The organism is Streptomyces sp. NPDC051555 (genome assembly GCF_044454405.1).
In the GTDB taxonomy this organism is placed as follows: Bacteria; Actinomycetota; Actinomycetes; order Streptomycetales; family Streptomycetaceae; genus Streptomyces.
In genome coordinates, this window is sequence record NZ_JBITDP010000001.1 from 408,062 (window position 1) to 427,892 (window position 19,831).

Sequence of the window (19,831 nt, forward strand, 5' to 3'; positions counted from 1 at the left end):
AACGCCCGGTTTCGGCCGACTCCTACTGCTCCGTACGCAGCAGTTCGGCGGCCTCGGCCTCCACCCGCCGGGCCATCGCACGGGCGAACTCGGCGGCCACGACCTCGCCCGCCACCGGACGCAGGGCGGCCACCGCATCGGTGATGTGCTGAACCTGGGTGGCCGAAAGGTGCTCCAGCCCGGCCGGGCCGATCACATGCGATCGGAAGAGTCCCACGAACCGGTCCGCGAGCGCTGCCGCTTGGGTCTGTACGAAGTCCCCCGCGTCCAGGATCTCGGTGAGCGGCACCCCCTGCCGCACCAGCGCCACGGTCGCCTCCAGCAGCCCGCGGCTCGGGAAGGTCACCGTGTCGCCCTCGATCGTGACGTACCGCAGGGCCGCCGCGCGCCGGGTGTGCTGCGCGGTGGCCGCCGCGCCGAACAGCGCGCGCAGCTCGGCCAGGGTCATCGTGACCGGGTCCTCGTGCACCCAGCCCCGGGTCATCTCCCGCTCCAGGCCCAGGAGTCGGCCGATGCCGCCGCCCTCCTCCCAGGCGCGCAGCAGCTCCGCGATGCCGTTGACGGTGTAGCCCCGGCCCAGGAGGTCGTTGATCAACCGCAGTCGGGCGAGGTGGTCGTCGGAGTACCAGGCGATCCGGCCCTCGCGCAGGGGCGGCGGGAGCAGGCCGCGCTCCTGGTAGTAGCGCAGGTTGCGCACCTTCACGCCCGCCGCGAGGGCGACTTCCTCCCGGCGGTAGCGGGCCGCGGGCCCGTCGCCGTGGTGCGCCGCGCGCTCGCCCGCGGATGGGGTCGGCCCGACCCGGCTGCTGCTCACGGGCCGAGTCTAGGAGGTGATCCGGACGCTCCTGGCCGGTACCGGCGGGTATCCACCGGTCGCTGACCGGTGGGGACGCTCATTCTCCGGCGGGTCGGTCCTTGGGTGCGGGGGCCTGCTTGACCGCGCGCAGGACCACGAACTTCGGGTCGCTCGCGACGAGTTGGCTGTTGCCGAAGAGCCGGCGCAGCCGGACGTGGTAACCGAGGTGGCGGTTGCCGACCACCCACAGCTCGCCGCCGGGCCGCAGGGCCTGGCGGGCCTGGGCGAACATCCGCATCGCGGTGGCCTCGGTCGTCGCCTGGTGCGAGTGGAACGGCGGGTTGTTCAGCACCAGGTCCACCGAGCCGTCCGGTACTCCGGCGAGCCCGTCACCGACCAGGAACTCGGCCTTGCGGTCGCCCTCCGGGACATTGGCCCGGTACGTCGCCTCCGCCGAGGCCACCGCTTGGTACGACTCGTCGGTGAAGATCACTTCGGCGCCGGGCTCGGCGAGCGCGGCGGCCGTGCCGACCACGCCGTTGCCGCAGCCCAGGTCCACGATCCGGGCGGCGCCCGTGCGCTGCGGGAAGTGCTGGAGCAGGAAACGGGTGCCGATGTCGAGCCGGTCCGCGCAGAAGACCCCGGCCTCGTTGACCGCGGTGAGCCCGGAGGCCACGCCCGAGTCCTCGTCCAGGGTGTAGGTCAGCGGCCAGGGCCCGGGCGCGGCGGCCTCGCGGGCGGCCTGCGGGCCGGGCGTGGCGAAGATCAGCCGGGCCTTCTTCTCCGCGAGGGAGGTCCGGGTCGGGCCGACGATGCGCTCGAAGAGCCGCAGCGTGGAGGTGTGGATGTCCTTGACCATGCCGGTGCCGACGACCACGGTGTCCGCGTGCAGGCGCGGGGCCAGTCGGTGCAGCTGGTCCTCCAGCAGCGCCAGGCTCTTGGGCACGCGGACGAGCAGGACGTCGATCCGCTCCGGCGGGGCGTCCTGAGTGGTCAGCAGGCGGACGTCGGCCTCGGGCACCCCGGCGCGCGCCAGATTGAGGCGGGTCGCCTCGTGGGCGAGGGAGGAGTCCGTGATCTGTACCGGCCGGTGCGCGGCCAGCGCCGTCACCAGAGTCCCCCAGCGGTCCCCGAGGACGGTGATCTGCCCGTCCAGCTCCACCGGCGGGCGCTCGCCGGTACCGGCGGCGAGGTGCCGCAGCAGGTACTCGTCGGCGGCGTCCCAGGCGCGGAGCCGGTCGCGGGGGTCCTCGGGGAAGCGGGTGAGCTGGTGGGAGCCGAAAGGCGTGGTGAGGCGGTTCATATGGGACCCAGGCTAGCCGAGTACGCGGCCCGCGCCCGCACCCGGCGCCGCCGGGGCGTCCGTACGGGCCTCCCCGGCCCGGTCCGCCTCCCGCGCCTCGGGGAACTCGCCCGCCATCGCGGCGGCGATACGCAGGTGCGGGGCCGCCTCGGCCGCCCGCCCCTGGCGCTCCAGGGTGCGCCCGAGCAGCAGCTGGGCGTAGTCCTCCACCGGCCATCGCTCCAGCAGGGCGCGCAGCTCGCGCTCGGCGAGCGAGAGCCGGGCGGAGTGGTAGTAGGTGCGGGCCAGCAGCAGCCGGGGAGCCAACTGCTCGGGGGCCTCGGCGGTCAGGGTCTCCAGCACGCGGGCGGCCGGGACGTACTCCTTGGCGTCGAAGAACAGCCCGGCGCGGGTCCAGCGCTCGGCCGCCGTGCCCTGCTCGTAGTACGCGGCGGGGGCCTGGGCCCCGGCCCGGTGCTTCGGGGTCGGCGTCGGCTCCATCGGCGTGTCCATCGGTTCCTCTCGGCCGCGGCGGACCGCTCGGTCCGTCCGGCCCGCTCGGTCGTCGGGGTGTGCGGTGGCTGCAACGCGGGCGCGGCGCCGGACATTCCGCGCGGCCGCGTCGCGCCGGGCGTCGTGACGCGGTGAACCTTCCCGGTCGCAGCACTAGGTTGTGCCCATGAGCAATCTCGAACGCCGGCCCGCCCTGTCCGCCTGCGGCGGGCGCGGCTTCGTCGTCGCCGAACCGGTCCGTGAACTCCTCAGCCCCCGCCGGGTCACCCTCGGCGCGGGCACCGAAGTGCGCCGGCTGCTGCCGAACCTGGGCCGCCGCATGGTCGGCGCCTGGTGCTTCGTCGACCACTACGGTCCCGACGACATCGCCGACGAGCCCGGCATGCAGGTGGCCCCGCACCCCCACCAGGGGTTGCAGACGGTCAGCTGGCTGCACCAGGGCGAGGTCCTGCACCGCGACAGCGTGGGCAGCCTGCAGACCGTCGGGGTCCGCGAGCTGGGCCTGATGACCTCGGGCAGCGGCATCAGCCACTCCGAGGAGAGCCCCCGCCGGCACGCCCGCTTCCTGCACGGCGCCCAGCTGTGGGTGGCGCTCCCGGACGCGCACCGCCAGGTGGCCCCGCACTTCGAGCACCACGGAGAGCTGCCGCACGTCACCGCTCCGGGCCTGTCCGCCACGGTGATCATGGGCACGCTCGACACCGCGACCTCGCCCGGGACCACGTACAGCCCCCTCGTCGGCGCAGACATCACCCTGGCCGCCGGGGCCGAGGCCCGGCTGCCGCTGGAGCCGGACTTCGAGTACGCGGTCCTGTCGATGGCGGGCGAGGCGGTGGTGGACGGGGTCGCGGTGCTGCCCGGATCGATGCTCTACCTGGGCTGCGGGCGCACCGAGCTGCCGCTGCGGGCCTCCTCGGACGCGAGCCTGATGCTGCTGGGCGGCGAGCCGTTCGAGGAGGAGATCCTCATGTGGTGGAACTTCGTGGCCCGCACCGACGAGGAGATCCACCAGGCCCGCTCGGAGTGGATGGGCGGCACCCGCTACGGCGAGGTGAAGGGGTACGACGGCGCGCCGATCCCGGCCCCCGAGCTCCCGCCGGTCCCCCTCAAGCCCCGGGGCCGCGTCCGCTGACCCGGGGGCGGCCCGGGGCTCCCGACGGGCGCCGCGGGCCGCCCCGAAATATGATGTGCGCGCCAGTCCGTCACACCTGGGAGCGGTCCATGGCCCCGCCACGTGCTCCGCGGCCGACGAGCGCCGACGACCTGCTCATCAGGCTCGGACTGCTCACCGCGCAGGCCCGCGAGCGGGCGGAGTTCCAGCAGGCCCGGGTCGAGCTGGCGGAGGCCCTCCAGCGCAGGATGCTCCCGGCCGCCCTGCCGAACGTGCCCGGGCTGCGGACCGCGGCGCGTTACGCGCCCGCCCGGCACGGCCTGGACATAGGCGGCGACTGGTACGACGGCTTCCCGCTGCCGGGCGGCGCACTGGGCTTCTCCCTCGGTGACGTCCAGGGCCACGACGTCGAGGCGGCCGCCTTCATGGGCCAGGTGCGGATCGGGCTACGTGCGGTGGCGGCCTCCGCGGCGGACCCGGGCGAGGTGCTTCGCAGGGCCAATGACCTGCTGCTGTCGGTGGACTGCGACCTCTTCGCGACCTGTAGCTTCCTGCGCTTCGATCCGGGGGGCTGGGCCCTGGAGAGCGCCCGCGCGGGCCACGTGCCGGCCGTCTGGGCGACCGTCGACGGGGAATACGGCATATCCCTGGACGCCGGGGGTGTGCCCCTGGGGATGCTGGCGGGCGCCGTGTACCCGGTCACCCGGCGCAGGCTGACCAAGGCGGGGGCGTTCGTCCTGCTCACCGACGGGGTGGTCGAAGGGCCGACGTTCCCGATCGACGAGGGGCTGGACCGGGTCGCCCGCGTGGTCAGGGAGGGTGCGGGCGCCGATCCGGGCGAGCTCGCGGCCGCGGTGATGGAGGTGGCGGACTCCACCGGGCACGCCGACGACGCCGCGGTGCTCGTCCTGTCCCACGACGCGACGGCCGGCCCGCCGGAGGAGGTCCCCGCGGGCCCGTGCGGGTGAGCCCGGGGACCTGCCGGGGCGCGTGTCACGTCCTGCCGGGACGCGGGGACGGTGTTCTGATGGTGCGGTGCGCAACGAGCGGTGGCGACGGTGGGGCGTTCCGGTCCTGCGGATCCTGGCCGTGGCCGTCGCCTACTACCTGACGGGGCGGATCGGTCTGCTCCAGCGGGTCGAGATCGACGGCGCCGTCGTCACGCCCCTGTTCCTGCCGACGGGCATCGCGCTGAGCTGCCTGCTGCGGCTGGGGCTGGGGGTCTGGCCGGGAATCGCCCTCGGCAGCTACCTCGTGATCGAGACGATCGACGGGTTCCAGCCCTCGGGTCTGGCGATCCTCGCGGGGAACACCCTCGCGCCGGTGTGCGCGGCCCTGCTGCTCCGCAAGGTGGGCTTCCGCCCCGCGCTGGACCGGCTGGGGGACGGCGTGGCGCTGGTCTTCCTCGGCGGCATGGTCCCGATGCTGATCAGCGCCACCGTGGGATCCGTGGCGGTGGTGCTCAGCGGCAGCCTCCCGCCGAACGGGTTCTGGTCCTTCTGGGCGGCCTGGTGGGCCGGGGACGCCATGGGGGTGCTCGTCCTGACCCCGCTGCTGCTCGTCCTGCGGCGGCCGTACGGGCTGTCCCGGGACCCCCTGCGATGGGCGGAGGCGGCGGCGCTGGCGGTCGGTGTCGTGTGCGTCTCGCTCTTCGTCACCCGCAGCTCGATCGCCCTGCTCTTCCTCGTCTTCCCGCTGCTGATCTGGGCCGCGCTGCGGTTCCGGCTGCCGGGGGCCGCGCCGTGCGTGCTCCTGGTGTCCGTACTGGCGATCTCGGCGGCGAACGACCGGGTCGGGCCCTTCGCCGGCCAGTCGCTCCTGGAGGTCATGGTGAACCTCCAGGCGCTCAACGGCTCCGTGGCGCTGACCGGACTGCTGCTGTCGGCCCTGGTCACCGAGCAGCAGAACGTCCGGGAGAAGATCGAGCAGGCGTGCCTGGACATGGCCGAGCTGGTGGAGCGCCTCGTACCGGGGCATCCTGTCGAGGAATGGCCACCGCCGGACCGGGAGGGGCGGCGCGGATCCGGCACGGCGGGGGACCGATCGGCGGGGGACTGATCGGCGGGGGACTGATCGGCCCGGGCCGGGCGTCGGCTCCGGTGGTGCGTCCGTGCGGGTGATTTGGCCGAACTTCACATAGCACCTATAGATGCCTGAGGCATCTAATGGAGGGGTCACACGACCGATCGATCGCTTGTGAGGTCAACTCATGACGGAACCCGCTGTTGCCTTTCCCCAGGACCGCACCTGCCCCTACCACCCGCCGGCCGCCTACCAGCCGCTGCGCGAGGCGAGGCCCCTCTCCCGGGTCACCCTCTACGACGGCCGCTCCGTGTGGGTGGTCACCGGCCACGCCGAGGCGCGGGCCCTGTTGACCGATTCCCGGCTCTCCTCCAACCGCCAGAACGAGGCGTTCCCCAACCCCGCGGCCCGCCTGAAGGGCCTGCAGAACCGCCGGGTCGCCCTGCTCGGGGTGGACGACCCCGAGCACAACGTCCAGCGCCGGATGTTGATCCCCAGCTTCACCCTCAAGCGGACGGCGTCCCTGCGGCCGCAGATCCGCGAGACCGCGGACCGGCTGATCGACGCGGTGATCGCGAACGGGCCGACCGCGGAACTCGTCGACGCCTTCGCCCTGCCCCTGCCGTCGATGGTGATCTGCGCCCTGCTCGGGGTGCCGTACGCCGACCACGACTTCTTCGAGGCGCAGTCGCGCCGGCTGCTGCGCGGGAAGGACGCCGTCGAGGTCGGGGACGCCCGCGACGAGCTGAACCGCTACCTGGGCGAACTGATCGACCGCAAGCGCACCGAACCCGGCGACGGGCTGCTCGACGAGCTGATCGCGCAGCGCCTGCTCACGGGCGAGGTGGACCGTGCGGAACTCGTCGACCTGGCCACGATCCTCCTGGTCGCCGGACACGAGACGACCGCGAACATGATCTCGCTCGGCACCTTCACCCTGCTCCGCCATCCCGAGCAGCTGGCCGAACTGCGGGCCGAGCCGGAGCTGATGCCCGCGGCCGTGGAGGAACTGCTGCGGTTCCTCTCGATCGCGGACGGCATGCTCCGGGTCGCGACCGTCGACGTCGACGTCGCGGGGGTGACGATCCGCAAGGACGAGGGGGTGGTCTTCTCCACCTCGGTCATCAACCGCGACGCGTCGGCCTACCCGGGGCCGGACGCCCTGGACTGGCACCGGTCCGCCCGGCACCACGTCGCCTTCGGCTTCGGCATCCACCAGTGCCTCGGGCAGAACCTGGCCCGGGCCGAGGTGGAGATCGCCCTCCAGGTCCTCTTCGAACGCCTGCCGGGACTGCGCCTGGCCGCGCCCGCCGAGCAGATCCCCTTCAAACCGGCGAACACCATCCAGGGGATGCTCGAACTCCCCGTGACCTGGTGAGCCGCGCCGTGGCCCATCGCATCGACATCGACAAGGACGTCTGCATCGGCGCCGGACAGTGCGCCCTGACCGCACCGGGCGTCTTCACGCAGGACGACGACGGGCTCAGCGAACTGCTGCCCGGAAAGGAGGACGGCAACGGCAGCGCGCTGGTCCGCGAAGCGGCCCGGGCCTGCCCGGTGGGAGCCATCGCCGTACGGCCCGTCTGAGGGCGGACGCCCCGGCCCCCCGGTGCCCCGCGCCACCCGGCGGCGCGGGGCACCGGGGGGCCGGTTGGCGGCAGCGGGGCCCGTCCTCGCATGATGGTGCTGCCGCACCGATCACCACCCCCAGGAGCCCCGATGGCGAGCCCGGTCCACCAGCCGCTGGAGAACGCGGAGTTCGACTTCATCCTCGGGCACGCCCCCGGGCCGGTCCTCGCCTACTTCACCGGGACCTGGCCCAAGGTCGCCGCCGTGTGCAAGGAGGCCGACGCCCTGGTCCGGGAGGCGGCCGCCGCCCACGCCGGGCGGCTGACCGCCGTCAAGGCCGACATGACCCGCTGCCCGGGACCGACCGCCCGCTACGGGGTCACCAGCGCGCCCTGGTTCGTGCTCGTCACCGCGGGCGAGGTCGTGGCCACCCGGGAGGGGCCGCTGGACCGGGCGGAGCTCGCGGAGTTCCTGGAAGCGGCCCTCTGACCCGGTCCGGCCGCGTCAGCCCCGGCCCGCCGCGCCGGTGGGGCCCGCCGGCTCCGGCCCGGGCTCCGGCGCCGCGACCGCGTCGGCCCGGAGCAGCAGCAGGGTCCGCTCCCGCGCGTTGCGGGTCAGCCGCGCGGCGCGGGTGAACTCCGCCCGGGCCTCGGCGCTCCGGCCGAGCCGGGCCAGCAGTTCGCCCCGGACGCTGGGCAGCAGGTGGTAGGTCTTCAGCACGGGCGCCCCCGCCACGGCGTCCACCACGGCCAGGCCGGCCTCGGGCCCCTCGGCCATCGAGACGGCGACCGCGCGGTTCAGTTCGACCACGGGCGAGGGCGCGAGCGCCGCGAGCCGCCCGTACAGCGCGGCGATCGCCGTCCAGTCGGTCTCCTCGTAGCCACGGGCCCGGGCGTGGCAGGCCGCGATGGCGGCCTGGAGGGCGTACGGCCCGGGCGGGCCGCCCAGGTCGCCCGCCGTCGCCAGCGCCGCGAAACCGCGCCGGAGCAGCAGGCGGTCCCAGCGGCTGCGCCGCTGGTCGGCGAGGAGGACCGGCCGGCCCTCGGGGTCGGTACGGGCCGCCGTCCGCGAGGCCTGGATCTCCAGCAGCGCCGCCAGCGCGTGCGCCTCCGCCTCCGCGGGCATCAGCGCGGCCAGCTGCCGGGCGAGCCGCAGCGCGTCCTCGCAGAGCGCCGGGCGGATCAGATCGTCGCCGACGGTGGCCGAGTAGCCCTCGTTGAAGATCAGGTAGATGACCTCCAGCACCCCCGCGAGCCGCTGGGTGCGCTGGGGCCCGTACGGCACCTCGAAGGACACCCGCGCCTTCGCCAGCGCCCGCTTCGCCCGCACGATGCGCTGGGCGACGGTCGCTTCCGGCGCGAGGAACGCCCGGGCGATCTCGTCCGTGGTCAGCCCGCCCAGCAGCCGCAGGGTGAGCGCGATCCGGGCGTCCGGCGGGAGCACCGGGTGGCAGGCGGTGAAGATCAACCGGAGCACGTCGTCGTCGATGTCGTCCGGGCCGGCCGGTTCGGGATCGTACGCCGCCTCGTCCACGTCCCGGCCCAGCTCCGCGAGCTTGCGGGCGTAGGTCTCGCGCCGGCGCACCAGGTCGACCGCCCGGCGGCGGGCGGTGGTCGTCAGCCAGGCCGCTGGATTGTCCGGCACCCCCGTGCGCGGCCACTGCTCCAGGGCTTCGACGAGGGCGTCCTGGGCGATCTCCTCGGCGAGCCCGACGTCCCGGACGATCCGCGCGGCCGAAGCGATGATCCGCGCGGACTCGATCCGGAAAACGGTCTCCACCGTGCTGTCTGTCCTCACGGCCACCCATCAGAGCACCCCACCGCCCGGCCCGGCAACGAGGCCGGGCCGGGCGGTGGAGGGGTGCGGCGCGGTGCGGCGCGGGCGGCTCAGCCCTCGGCGACCTCGCGGACCTCACAGGTGATCGTCCAGTAGTCCTCGTGGACCGCGAGGAACCGCTTCGTCCACTCGACCGCCTCCGGCAGGTCCTTGCACTGGAGCATCGCGTAGCCGCCGACGACCTCCTTGGCCTCGGTGAACGGGCCGTCCACGACCGAGGTCCGGCCGCCGTCCCAGGTCACCCGGGCCCCTTGCGCGGTGGGGGTGAGCCCGGCGGTGTCCAGCAGCACCCCGGCCTTCGTCATCTCCTCGATCAGCAGGCCCATCCGCTCCATCAGCGCGTCGCTGGGGCCCTCGACCGGGGCGTTGGCCTCGTCGAGGCGGATCATCGAAAGGTAGCGGGGCATGACGTGCTCCTCGTGCCGTTCCGTACGGGGGCCGTACGGGGGGATGTACGGAGGCGGGGTTCCTTCCCCGCCCCTCACTCATACGTCGAACGGCGGGCGGCGGGATCGACACACGCCGGAGAATTCTTTTCCGCGGGTTCTCGCGGCGGCCGGTGGTTGACTGGGACCATGCCGCTCGAGAACTACGGAGTACTGTCCGGAACCCTCCACCGACACTTCCGCGACGATCCCGACGACCAGGGCCGCTGGTTCCACGTCCACCTGGAGGTCGACACCCCGGCGGGCCGCTACGCCTGCGCGATCGACGTGGACAGCAAGCACTCCAGCACCGGAGTGCAGTGGAAGGTCCTCACCCTCTACCCGTCGGTGCTCGAACCGGTGGACCCCTCGGCCACGGGCTTCCACGACCTGTCCCGCGCCTCCGGGTCGGGCGCGCTGGACTACCTCAGGCACCCGGCGCTCGCGGACCGGGCGGGCTGCCTCTTCGTCCGCCGCCCGCCGGGCTGGCTCCAGGGGCTGATCGACCGCGTGAGCCGGCCGCGGCCGTGGATCTCCGGCAGCTACCTGGAGGCCTCGCAGGCGCTGGAGCCGCTGCTCGTGCCCGGGCGGCAGGTGCTCGTCTTCGGTGAGCCCTTCGACGAGGGGCTCGGCGTGCACAACGTCCACCAGAACCAGGGCGACCCCCGTGACAGCCAGTGGTGGGACGACAACGGCATCTGGCAGGACGGGGCCACGCTCGTCCGCCGCCCGGACGGCCGGTACGACGCGTTCCTGTCCCGGTTCTCCACGCAGGCGGACGCGACCGACCAGGACGGCCACCCGCTCCCGGCCTAGGCCACCGGGGCCGCTTCGGCGGTCGCGGCGACGGCGGTGGGCTGTGGGCGGCGGACCGCGATCGAGGTGCACAGTGCGGCCAGGGGGAGTTCCGCGCAGAGCGCGAGGGCCACCGCCGTCAGCCGCGCGCCGCCCGCCGCCGCCGTCGTGACGTCGAACCAGGCGTCCAGCACCAGTGCGGCCGCCGTCGCCGCGGCCAGCGCCCCGGCCCGCGGATCGTCCCGCTTGACGAGCAGTCCCGTACCGGCCAGTCCGGCGGCCAGCATGACGTCCAGACCGATCCACGCGGTGGACCAGTGGGAGACCTCGACGGTGTGCGGCAGGGTCTTCGCCAGCACGGCGATCCACGGCACCAACGCCGTTCCGGCGGCCGTCAGCACCGTGGCCGCCCGGGGGGCGCGCCGAGCGCCCGGCCCGCCGAAGGCGGGGGCGGCGAACAGCCGGGGGACGCGGCGGGTCCGCAGCTGCGGTGCGACGAGCGTCATGGCGGCACAACTCCCTCCGGCCCGGCGGTCCTTCCCCCGAGCACGGTGACAACTCTGCTGGTCAGCGGGCTCGCGGTCAGTAGTGGAGCGGTCCGGAAAGGGGGTGGCACTGGCTACACCCCCGAGCGGGCACCAGGGTGGTGGAGGCCCCCGACCTGTGCGATTACCGTATGCGCATGGCACCTTCCGGCGCGCTGCGGCGTACGTACACCTGGATCGCCGGGCACACGCCGTGGTCGGCCTGGGCCCGGCGCAACACCGTGTTCACGGTCGCCGCCATCCCGCCGGCCCTGCCCGCGACGGCGGCGCTCACCGCCTTCTTCGTGACCCCGGGCCGCGCACCGACCGGGCTGCTGATCCTGCTGGCCCTCCAGCCCCTGCTCACCCGGCTCCAACGCAGCCGCCTGTGGTCCGTGTCGGCCGTCGAGGTGCCCGAGCTCCGTCGCGAGGCGCCCTGGTGGTCGCCGCGCGGCTGGCTGGAGCGGCTGCGGGCCGAATCGACCTGGCGGCAGTACGGCTACCACCTCCTGGTCAGCCCGCTCGCCGGTCTCGGCGGGGGGCTGGTCGTGCTGGGCTGGGCGGGCGGGCTCGCGGGGGCCGGCGTGTTCGCCTGGTCGTGGATGCGGCCGGTCGACGAACGGGGGGCGGGCTGGATCGACGACGAGGTCCTGCTCACCGTGGCCGGTGTGCTGCTGGTGCTGCTCACGCCCTGGCTGGCCGCGGGCCTCGCCCGCCTGGACACCGCCCTCGCGCGCACCCTCCTGGGGCCCAACCGGGCCCGGGAGCTGGAGCGCCGGGTCGAGGACCTCGCCGAGAGCCGGGCCGGGGTCCTGGACGCGGCCGACCTCGAACGCCGCCGCATCGAGCGGGACCTGCACGACGGAGCCCAGCAGCGACTGGTCTCCCTCGCCATGAACCTCGGCATCGCCCGGGCCACCCTCCCCGACCTGCCGCCCGAGGCGAAGGCCGTCATCGACGAGGCCCGCCGCGAGGCGAAGGAAGCCATCGAGGAACTCAACAGCCTGGTGCGCGGCCTGCACCCGGCCGTCCTGGAGGACCGCGGTCTCGACGCGGCCCTCTCCGGCATCGCCGCCCGCGCACCGCTGCCCGTCGAGCTGACGGTGGAGCTCGCCGAGCGGCCCGGTCCCACCATCGAGGCCGTCGCCTACTTCGTCGTCTCCGAAGCGCTCGCCAACGTCGCCAAGCACGCCCGGGCGCACCACTGCCAGGTCGTCGCCCGGCGCCGCGGGGACCTGCTGCGCATCACCGTCACCGACGACGGGGTGGGCGGCGCCGACCCCGCGGGCGGCACCGGGCTGGTGGGCCTGCGCAAACGCGTAGGGTCCGTCGACGGAACCATCGTGATCAACAGCCCCCTCGGGGGCCCGACCGCCGTGATTGTGGAGTTGCCGTGCGCGCTGTGATCGCCGAAGACTCGGTGCTGCTGCGAATAGGGCTGGTCAAAGTCCTCGAAATGGCGGGCTTCGAGGTGGCCGCCGAGACGGAGGACGCCGAGGGTCTGCTCGCCGCCGTCGAGGAGCACGCCCCGGACCTCGCCCTGGTCGATGTCCGGATGCCGCCCGGATTCACCGACGAGGGCGTCCGGGCCGCCCTGATGATCCGCCGCCAGTGGCCGGGGACCGCGGTGCTGCTGCTCTCGCAGTACGTCGAGGAGCGCTACGCGGCCGATCTGCTGGCCAGCCGGACCGGCGGCATCGGCTACCTCCTCAAACAACGGGTCGCCGACGTCGAGGAGTTCATCGACGCCCTCAAGCGCGTCGCGGGCGGCGGCACCGCGCTCGACCCGCAGGTCGTGGCCCAGTTGCTGCTGCGCCGCGGCGGCGGGCTCGACCCGCTGGACCGGCTGACCCCGCGCGAGCGCGATGTGCTCGCGCTGATGGCCGAGGGCCGCTCCAACGCGGGCATCGCCGCCGAACTGGTCATCAGCGAGAGCGCGGTGGCCAAGCACATCAACAACATCCTGGCCAAGCTCGACCTGCCGCAGGCCGACGGCGACCACCGTCGGGTCCTCGCCGTGCTCCGCTTCCTGGACGGGTCCTCGTGAGTCCGGTGCGCGGCGGCGACGACGGGGGCGACGGGGACGATCGGGTCGCCGCGGCCCAGGCGGGCGGGGGAGCGCCCCCGCGCCCCCGGCACCGGACCGCGTGGACCGTGGCCGCGGCGCTGAGCGCCGTCTTCATCGTGGCCCCGGGGGCCTGGACGCTCTGGAACCAGCAGGCCGGCGGGAGGGGGGTGCTGCACGGTGGCAGCGGCGAACGGCCGGTCACCGCGCTGGAGATCGACGCCGGAGCGGCGTCCGTGACCGTCAGCCCCCGCGCCGACCAGCAGGTGGCCTACCGCGCCGACCTCCTCTGGTCCTTCGGCCGGCCCGAGATCGAGGAGAGCTGGCTCGGCGGCACGCTGCGGCTGACGCCGCGCTGTCCGGGCGGGGACGGCCTGGTCCGCGCGGGCTCGGGCTGCACGGTCGACCTGGGCGTGAGCGTCCCCGCGGACATCCCGGTCAGGGTGACCGGCGATTCCGGCAAGGTCGACATCAGCGGCCTCGGTGGCGCCGTCGACGTCGAGACCGGCTCGGGCGCCCTGCGGCTCACCGCGCTGCGCGGCCCGCTGCGGGCCGTCGTCCACTCGGGCTCCCTGGAGGGCAGCGCGCTGACCTCCCCGGAAGCCGACATCCGGGCCGGTACGGGCTCCGCCGTCGCCCGCTTCCTCACCCCGCCGGTCCGGCTCACCGCGCGGTCCGACTCCGGGGCGGTCCAGGTCACCGTGCCCGTGGGCACCCGCTTCCAGGTGGCGAGCCGCGTGGGCAGCGGGAGCCTGGAGGTGGCCCGGGGGATGCGGGATCCGGCCGCGCCGGGCCACCTGGACCTGTCGGTGGAGTCGGGGCGGGCGCAGGCGCGCTACCCGTAGCACGCTGCCGTCCGCCCGTGGCTCCCCTCGCTCGGCCCCCCTCAATGCCCCCGGCCCGTACCGCCTACCCTGACCGGCGGGGACGTCGGACCGCAGACCGGGCCGGCGCCCGGCCCGCCCGACACGCACCACCGAGGAGCAGTGAACCGCCCATGACCGTCACGCCCGTCCCCACCGCAGACCTCTACGACGAGCACGGCGAGGAGTTGGAGATCTGCGGCACCGCGTTCCGTCAGTTCGGCGGGCGCCGCGCCTTCGCCGGACCGGTGCGGACCCTCTCCTGCCACGAGGACAACGCCCTGCTGCGCGAGCTCGTGAACGGCCCCGGCGACGGCGCCGTACTCGTCGTCGACGGCGCGGCGTCGCTGCGCACCGCCCTGGTCGGCGACCTCATCGCGGGCGCGGCCGCGCGCAACGGCTGGGCCGGGCTGGTGATCCGGGGTGCGATCCGCGACAGCGTGGCCCTCGGCGGACTCGACCTCGGCGTCAAGGCCCTGGGCACGATCCCGCGCAAGAGCGGCAAGACCGGCGCGGGCACCGTGGACGAGCCCCTCACCTTCGGCGACGCCACTTTCCGCCCCGGCGACACCGTCCACTGCGACGACGACGGCGTGGTCGTCGTACGGGCGTAGACAAGGGTCCGGGGCGCCCCGGACCGGCGGGAACGCGCCAGGAGGACGTCGCGGCCCTGGCGCGGTCACCCCGGCCCGCGTTTGACTTCGCGCCCATGAGACGACACAGGATCACGGGTGCGTTCGGCGCCCTCGTGCTCGCGGCGGCCGCGCTGACCGGCGCCGGCGCGGCCGCGGCCGCGCCGACAGCCCCGACCCAGGCCGCGCGGGCCGCGGCGACCCCGACCCCGCCCGCCGAGTTCGGCACCGACTGGCACGACCCGCTCACCGCCGCGCCGCCCGTCGCGAAACCCACCACCCGCTCCTGCGAAGTCACCCTCGCCGAAGCCCAGTTCCGCGACTTCACGCCGTACCGCGGGAGTTACGAGCCCCCCGCCGGATGCGGCGCCACCTGGAGCAAGGTGGTGCTCCGCCTCGACGGCAAGGTCAAGGGGCGCCAGTACGACCGGCTCGGCCACCTCTCCGTCGGCGGCGTGGAGGTCCTGCGCACCTCCACCCCCGAACCCTCGCCCGACGGCATCACCTGGTCCGTCGAGAAGGACGTCACCCGCTACACCCCCACCCTGCGCACCGCGCAGCCGGTCGAGATGCTCATCGGGAACGTCGTCGACGACACCTACACCGGGGTCATCGACGTCAAGGTGACCCTGACCTTCTACGCCGCCGAGCGCGGGCGGCCCCGCCCGGCCACGGTCCCCGATCAGGTCCTGCCGCTCACCTCGCCCACCCTGACCACCCCGCGCAACACCGAGCGGATCCTCGCCGAGGTGTACGCGACCGGCTCCGGCGGCGGCTGCGAGGAGTTCTGGTACCTGAGCACCCCGGACGCCGCCCCGTACTCCTGCAAGGCGGCCGACGGCCCCTACCGCGAGGTGCGCATCGCGGTGGACGGTCGACTCGCCGGCATCGCGGCCCCGTTCCCCACCGTGTGGACCGGCGGCTGGTCGAACCCCTTCCTCTGGTACGTCACCCCGGCGCCGCGCGCCTTCGACGTGCAGCCGGTCGTCTACGACCTCACCCCCTTCGCCGCGCTCCTCAACGACGGCCGCCCGCACCGCGTCGAGGTCTCCGTCGCGGGCGTGCCCGCCGGGCAGAGCGGCTGGAGCACCCCGGCCAACGTGCTGCTGTGGCAGGACCCGGGCCGCGCCGTGGTGACCGGAGCGCTGACCCGCGCCGAAGCGAGCGAACCGGCCAACTCCTCCGTCCACACACCCGGCGCGCAGCACCGGGTGGACACCGAGGGCGGCCACCGGCTCACCGTCGCCGGATACCTGAACACCTCCCACGGCCGCGTCACCACCACCGTCACCCGGACCCTGGCCAACAGCTCCGTCCACCGCTGGACCGACGGGGAGAACCAGGACGCCCTCGTCGCGGACTGGACCGACGACGAGAGCGTCACCAGCGGAGGGACGACCACCAGCACCCGGCGCGCCTACACCATGAACGGCGAGACCACCCTGGGCGCCGACAACCGGCTGCGCACGGTCATCTCCCTCGGGGACCGGGCCGACACCGCCTCCGTGCGCGACGACGGCAGCCGGCCCTCCTGGTCCCGGCTGGACGACCGCTACACCGGCGACGCCTCCTACGCGACGGGCGTCCCGCGCGAGCAGCGACACGCGGTCGGGACCAGCACCGAGCGCTACCGGCTCACCGGCTCCGACGGCTGCTACGACCGCACGGTGGCCAGCGCGCAAGGGACGCTCACACAGGACCTGCGCCGCTGCTGACCCGCCACGGCGCGCCCGGGCCGTGACATTCGTACGGGCCGGGTCCGTACGGGCGGCCCTGCCGCCGGGGCGGACCCGGTCCCTACCGTAGGGGCATGACGAAGACAGCCGCACCCGCCACCGACCGCCCGCGCGGTCCGCTGGGCGCCCCCAACGGCTTCACCCTGCTGCCCTGGCTGCTCCTGGGCATGGGCGCGGTGTCCAACATCTTCCAGGGACAGACGCCGCAGCCGTGGATCGGCGGCCTGGGACTGCTGGTGTTCAACTCGCTCTACATCAGCATCGTCTTCCGGGCCTTCGTCCCCGCCACACGGGACGCCCCGAGCACCAGGATCAGCCTGGCCGTGCTGGCGGCCGTGACCCTCGCGCTGGCGCTCGCCTACGGCGACAGCTGGCTGCTCTTCTTCCCGCTGCTGGGCCTGGCCACCGGCGCGGTCGTCCGGGGGCGCTGGCTCGGACCGGTGATGTTCGGTCTCGCCCTGGTTGCCGGCGCGGTCGCCTGGCGGCACGAGGGCTGGGGCGGGATCAGCGGCATCCTCTACGGCACCTTCCTCTCCGGCATGGTGACCGCGGCGATCCTCGCCCTGGCCGAGACCGTGGCCGAACTGCGCGAGACCCGGCAGGAGCTGGCCCGCGCCGCGGTGGAGCAGGAGCGGTTGCGCTTCTCCCGCGACCTGCACGACCTGCTCGGGCACACCCTGTCGGTGATCGTGGTGAAGTCGGAGGCGGCCCGCCGGATCGCCCCGCGCGACATGGACGCGGCCGTGGCCCAGATCGTGGACATCGAGTCCATCGGACGCCAGGCGCTCGTGGAGATCCGCGAAGCCGTCACCGGCTACCGCGAGTCGAGCCTGACGGACGAGCTGGACCGGGCCCGCGCCGCGCTCACCGCCGCCGGGATCGAGCCCTCGGTGAGCCGCTCGGGACCGCCGCTGAGCCCGCGGACCGAGGCGCTGCTGGGCTGGGTGGTCCGGGAGTCGGTCACCAACGCCATCCGGCACAGCGGCGCCGCGCACTGCTCGATCCAGGTGTCCGCCGCCGACGAGCGGATCCGCCTGGTCATCACGGACGACGGCGCCGGCGTAGGCTCGGCGGCGCCCGGCAGCGGGCTGACCGGACTCACCGAGCGGCTGGCCGCGGCGGGCGGGACCCTGCGGGGCGGGCCGGCCCCGCGCCGGGGCTTCCGGGTCGTCGCCGAACTCCCGGCCGACGAGAGCACGGGTTGAGGAGCAGACGATGATCAAGGTCTTGCTGGCCGAGGACCAGCGGATGATGCGCGGCGCGCTGGCCCTGCTGCTCGACCTGGAGGCGGACATCGAGGTCGTCGCCCAGGTCGGCGCCGGGGACGAGATCCTGCCCGCCGCCCTCGCCGCACGACCCGACGTGGCCCTCCTCGACATCGAACTGCCCGGACTCAGCGGCCTCGACGCCGCCGCCGAGCTGCGCGCCCGCTGCCCCGGCACCCGGGTCCTGATCCTCACCACCTTCGGTCGCCCCGGCTACCTGCGCCGGGCCATGGAGGCCGGGGCGGGCGGCTTCCTCGTCAAGGACGGTCCGGTGGAGGACCTGGCGGCCGCGATCCGCCGGGTGCTGGCGGGGGAGACGGTCATCGACCCCGCGCTCGCCGCGGCCGCGCTGAGCGCGGGCCCGAACCCGCTGACCGCCCGCGAGCGGGACGTGCTGGGCGCCGCCGTCGACGGCGCGACCGTCCACGACATCGCGGCGAAGCTGCACCTGTCGGAATCGACCGTGCGCAACTACCTGTCCGCGGCCATCGGCAAGACCGGCACCCGCAACCGGATGGAGGCCGTGCGCGCCGCCCGCCGCCAGGGCTGGTTGTGACCGGTCCCCCGGGCTCAGCCCGCGTGCCGGGCCAGCGTCTCCAGCGTGGCCTCCAGGGCGTCCGCGGCGTCCGTCCGGCCGCGGTTGTGCGGGAGGAACGCCAGCGCCCGCGCCATCCCGCAGGTGTCCGTGACCGCCGAGAAGACCAGCCCGCCCGCGACCCCCGCGGACAGCAGCCGTGCGGCCGGGCGCAGCCGTCCCGCCGCGAGCCCGGCCAGCACCAGCGTTCCGGCGGCGAGGCGCACCTGCCGCTCCATCGCCCAGACGGTACGGGCCCCCGCCTCCCGCTCCAGGGCGTGCCCGAGCCGTGACCAGGCGGCCGTGCCGCCGGTGAGCGTGGCGGCCGGGATCCCGTGTCCGGCGAGCGTGGCGACCGCCCCCGCCGAGCGGACCCCGCTCGCGCACACCACCAGCAGCTCGCGCCGCCCCGCCGCCGCGGACAGTGCGGGCAGGGCCCGGGCCAGCTGATCGAGGGGGACGTGGTGCGCCCCGGGCCGGTGCCCGGAGGCGTACTCGCCGGGGGTGCGGACGTCGACGACGGTCAGCTCGGCCAGCCGGCGGTGCGCCTCGTGGGCGTCGAGCGAACCGGTGGTGGTGGTGGAACTGGTGGTGCTCATGCGGTGGTTCCCGTCCGTGTCGCGGAGCCCGCGGGCGACCGGCGGTGCCACTCCTCGGCGAGCAGCCGATAGGAGCGCACCCGGTCGGCGTGGCCGTGGGTGATGGTGGTGATCAGCAGTTCGTCGGCGCCGGTGGCCTCCTGGAGCCGTTCGAGATGGTCGGCGACGGTCCCCGGCGAGCCGACGAACCGGGTGTCGAGCCGGTCGGCGACCAGGGCGTGATCGGCCGCGCTCCAGCCGGCGGTGAGCGCGCGGGCCTCGGCGGGCGTGGGGTAGGGGACGGCGCCCGCGGCGGTCCGGATGCCGTGCACCCAGGGCGCGTACCCGACGGCCAACTCGCGGGCGCTCGCGTCGTCCTCGGCGACGACGACGTCCGCGGAGACGCTGACGTACGGGCGTTCCAGTTCGTCCGACGGCTTGAAGGCGGCCCGGTACGCCTGCGCCGCCTCCAACACCCCCGCGGGAGCGACGTGGTAGTTCGCGGTGAAGCGCAGCCCGTTGCCGCCCGCCGTTTCCGCGCTCTGCCCACCGCTGCTGCCGAGGATCCACACTTGTACGTCGGCCCCCTCGCCCGGCACCGCGTGCGCCTCGGTGCCGTCGACGTCGCGGTACTCGCCGCGCAGCAGGGCCAGGATGTCGCCGACCTGTTCGTCGTAGTCCTGCGGCCGCGCACCGGGCAGGAGCAGCAGCTTCTGCGCGAGGGCGACGCGGGGGTGCCCGGCCAGCGAGGCGAAGGAGAAGCCCGGCGGGATCAACAGCCCGTTCTCGGTGCGGTGACCGGGCGCGGTCGCGGGTGCGGATTCCTGCCCGCCCCCGGCTGCGGCGCCGGACGGCGGTCCGGGCGGCGGACCGGGCGGGCGGCCGCCCGAGCGGCCCAGGCCCAGGTCGAGGCGTCCCGGGTGCAGGGCGTCGACCAGGCCGAACTCCTCGACCGTGGACAGGGCCGTGCGGTGCCCGAGCTGCACCGCGCCGGAGCCGAGCCGGATGGTGGTGGTCGCCGACGCGGTCAGCGCCAGCACGACGGCGGGCGAGGTCCCGGCCACCCCGGGATTCAGGTGGTGTTCGGCGAACCAGTAGCGGGCGTAGCCGAAGCGCTCGGCCTCCCGCGCGAGGTCGATGCTGGCGCGCAGCGCCGCGGCGGCCGTGGAGCCGGACGGGATCGGTACGAGGTCCAGGACCCCGAGCGGAATGCCGGGCATGGTCGTGCCCTCCTCGGTTCGACTG

General features: G+C 74.7%; 21 protein-coding genes and 1 pseudogene. 14 read left to right on the forward strand and 8 right to left on the reverse strand.

What is annotated here, in order from left to right; genetic code table 11:
• Positions 1-22: 22 nt before the first annotated feature.
• The 3 genes and pseudogenes from ACIBEA_RS01690 to ACIBEA_RS01700 form a co-directional block, all read right to left on the reverse strand.
• Positions 23-814: a MerR family transcriptional regulator gene (locus ACIBEA_RS01690; protein ID WP_399256768.1), complete on the reverse strand. Its 792-nt coding sequence runs from the start codon at positions 812-814 to the stop codon at positions 23-25.
• A 79-nt stretch (positions 815-893) separates the two neighbouring features.
• Positions 894-2,099: a methyltransferase gene (locus tag ACIBEA_RS01695; protein ID WP_399256770.1), complete on the reverse strand. Its 1,206-nt coding sequence runs from the start codon at positions 2,097-2,099 to the stop codon at positions 894-896.
• A gap of 96 nt (positions 2,100-2,195) precedes the next feature.
• Positions 2,196-2,579: pseudogene (locus ACIBEA_RS01700) on the reverse strand (tetratricopeptide repeat protein); the annotation flags it as partial.
• 178 nt (positions 2,580-2,757) lie between these two features.
• Here ACIBEA_RS01700 and ACIBEA_RS01705 point away from each other — a divergent pair.
• The 6 genes from ACIBEA_RS01705 (at position 2,758) to ACIBEA_RS01730 (ending at position 7,782) form a co-directional block, all read left to right on the forward strand.
• Positions 2,758-3,723 carry a pirin family protein gene (locus ACIBEA_RS01705; protein ID WP_399256772.1) on the forward strand — a complete coding sequence of 322 codons (966 nt, stop codon included), beginning with the start codon at positions 2,758-2,760 and terminating at the stop codon, positions 3,721-3,723.
• Positions 3,724-3,812: 89 nt separating this feature from the next.
• Positions 3,813-4,670 (forward strand): PP2C family protein-serine/threonine phosphatase, encoded by an 858-nt coding sequence (locus ACIBEA_RS01710; RefSeq protein WP_399256774.1) that lies wholly within the window; start codon positions 3,813-3,815, stop codon positions 4,668-4,670.
• 67 nt (positions 4,671-4,737) lie between these two features.
• Positions 4,738-5,760 carry an MASE1 domain-containing protein gene (locus tag ACIBEA_RS01715; RefSeq protein ID WP_399256776.1) on the forward strand — a complete coding sequence of 341 codons (1,023 nt, stop codon included), beginning with the start codon at positions 4,738-4,740 and terminating at the stop codon, positions 5,758-5,760.
• A 151-nt stretch (positions 5,761-5,911) separates the two neighbouring features.
• Positions 5,912-7,102 (forward strand): cytochrome P450, encoded by a 1,191-nt coding sequence (locus ACIBEA_RS01720; protein ID WP_399256778.1) that lies wholly within the window; start codon positions 5,912-5,914, stop codon positions 7,100-7,102.
• Positions 7,103-7,110: 8 nt separating this feature from the next.
• Entirely contained in the window at positions 7,111-7,311 is a 201-nt protein-coding gene (locus tag ACIBEA_RS01725; RefSeq protein ID WP_399256780.1) for a ferredoxin, read from the forward strand.
• A 132-nt stretch (positions 7,312-7,443) separates the two neighbouring features.
• A complete protein-coding gene (locus ACIBEA_RS01730) occupies positions 7,444-7,782 on the forward strand; it encodes a thioredoxin family protein (protein WP_399256782.1) in 339 nt (112 codons plus the stop codon).
• Between the two features lie 15 nt (positions 7,783-7,797).
• On the opposite strand, the gene ACIBEA_RS01735 is transcribed toward ACIBEA_RS01730, so the two are convergent.
• On the reverse strand, positions 7,798-9,072 hold the full coding sequence (locus ACIBEA_RS01735; protein ID WP_399256784.1) for an RNA polymerase sigma factor: 1,275 nt from the start codon (positions 9,070-9,072) through the stop codon (positions 7,798-7,800).
• Between the two features lie 107 nt (positions 9,073-9,179).
• A complete protein-coding gene (locus ACIBEA_RS01740) occupies positions 9,180-9,536 on the reverse strand; it encodes a YciI family protein (protein WP_399256786.1) in 357 nt (118 codons plus the stop codon).
• A gap of 168 nt (positions 9,537-9,704) precedes the next feature.
• Between ACIBEA_RS01740 and ACIBEA_RS01745 the strand changes: the two genes are divergently transcribed.
• On the forward strand, positions 9,705-10,370 hold the full coding sequence (locus ACIBEA_RS01745; protein WP_399256788.1) for a DUF2278 family protein: 666 nt from the start codon (positions 9,705-9,707) through the stop codon (positions 10,368-10,370).
• Here ACIBEA_RS01745 and ACIBEA_RS01750 read toward each other — a convergent pair.
• Positions 10,367-10,855 carry a hypothetical protein gene (locus tag ACIBEA_RS01750; RefSeq protein WP_399256790.1) on the reverse strand — a complete coding sequence of 163 codons (489 nt, stop codon included), beginning with the start codon at positions 10,853-10,855 and terminating at the stop codon, positions 10,367-10,369. The two genes, ACIBEA_RS01745 and ACIBEA_RS01750, sit on opposite strands and share 4 nt — an antisense overlap.
• Positions 10,856-11,031: 176 nt before the next feature.
• On the opposite strand from ACIBEA_RS01750, the gene ACIBEA_RS01755 reads away from it, so the two are divergent.
• The 7 genes from ACIBEA_RS01755 (at position 11,032) to ACIBEA_RS01785 (ending at position 17,990) form a co-directional block, all read left to right on the forward strand.
• Positions 11,032-12,279, forward strand: coding sequence for a histidine kinase (locus ACIBEA_RS01755; RefSeq protein WP_399256792.1), 1,248 nt, complete (start codon positions 11,032-11,034; stop codon positions 12,277-12,279).
• Positions 12,267-12,920: a response regulator gene (locus ACIBEA_RS01760; protein ID WP_399256795.1), complete on the forward strand. Its 654-nt coding sequence runs from the start codon at positions 12,267-12,269 to the stop codon at positions 12,918-12,920. The genes ACIBEA_RS01755 and ACIBEA_RS01760 overlap by 13 nt, the downstream gene beginning before the upstream one ends.
• The gene (locus ACIBEA_RS01765) at positions 12,917-13,783 is read left to right on the forward strand and encodes a hypothetical protein (protein WP_399256797.1); all 867 of its coding nucleotides are present in this window, start codon (positions 12,917-12,919) and stop codon (positions 13,781-13,783) included. The genes ACIBEA_RS01760 and ACIBEA_RS01765 overlap by 4 nt, the downstream gene beginning before the upstream one ends.
• Positions 13,784-13,935: 152 nt before the next feature.
• Positions 13,936-14,415: a ribonuclease E activity regulator RraA gene (rraA, locus tag ACIBEA_RS01770; RefSeq protein WP_399256799.1), complete on the forward strand. Its 480-nt coding sequence runs from the start codon at positions 13,936-13,938 to the stop codon at positions 14,413-14,415.
• Between the two features lie 95 nt (positions 14,416-14,510).
• Positions 14,511-16,148, forward strand: a complete 1,638-nt coding sequence (locus ACIBEA_RS01775) for a peptide-N4-asparagine amidase (RefSeq protein ID WP_399256801.1) — start codon at positions 14,511-14,513, stop codon at positions 16,146-16,148.
• Between the two features lie 95 nt (positions 16,149-16,243).
• Positions 16,244-17,374, forward strand: coding sequence for a sensor histidine kinase (locus tag ACIBEA_RS01780; RefSeq protein ID WP_399256803.1), 1,131 nt, complete (start codon positions 16,244-16,246; stop codon positions 17,372-17,374).
• A gap of 10 nt (positions 17,375-17,384) precedes the next feature.
• The gene (locus tag ACIBEA_RS01785; protein WP_399256805.1) at positions 17,385-17,990 is read left to right on the forward strand and encodes a response regulator; all 606 of its coding nucleotides are present in this window, start codon (positions 17,385-17,387) and stop codon (positions 17,988-17,990) included.
• 14 nt (positions 17,991-18,004) lie between these two features.
• On the opposite strand, the gene ACIBEA_RS01790 is transcribed toward ACIBEA_RS01785, so the two are convergent.
• Both ACIBEA_RS01790 and ACIBEA_RS01795 read right to left on the reverse strand, forming a co-directional pair.
• Entirely contained in the window at positions 18,005-18,607 is a 603-nt protein-coding gene (locus ACIBEA_RS01790; protein WP_399256807.1) for a rhodanese-like domain-containing protein, read from the reverse strand.
• Positions 18,604-19,806 (reverse strand): LLM class flavin-dependent oxidoreductase, encoded by a 1,203-nt coding sequence (locus tag ACIBEA_RS01795; RefSeq protein ID WP_399256809.1) that lies wholly within the window; start codon positions 19,804-19,806, stop codon positions 18,604-18,606. Before ACIBEA_RS01795 ends, ACIBEA_RS01790 begins: the two co-directional genes overlap by 4 nt.
• Between the last annotated feature and the right edge of the window lie 25 nt (positions 19,807-19,831).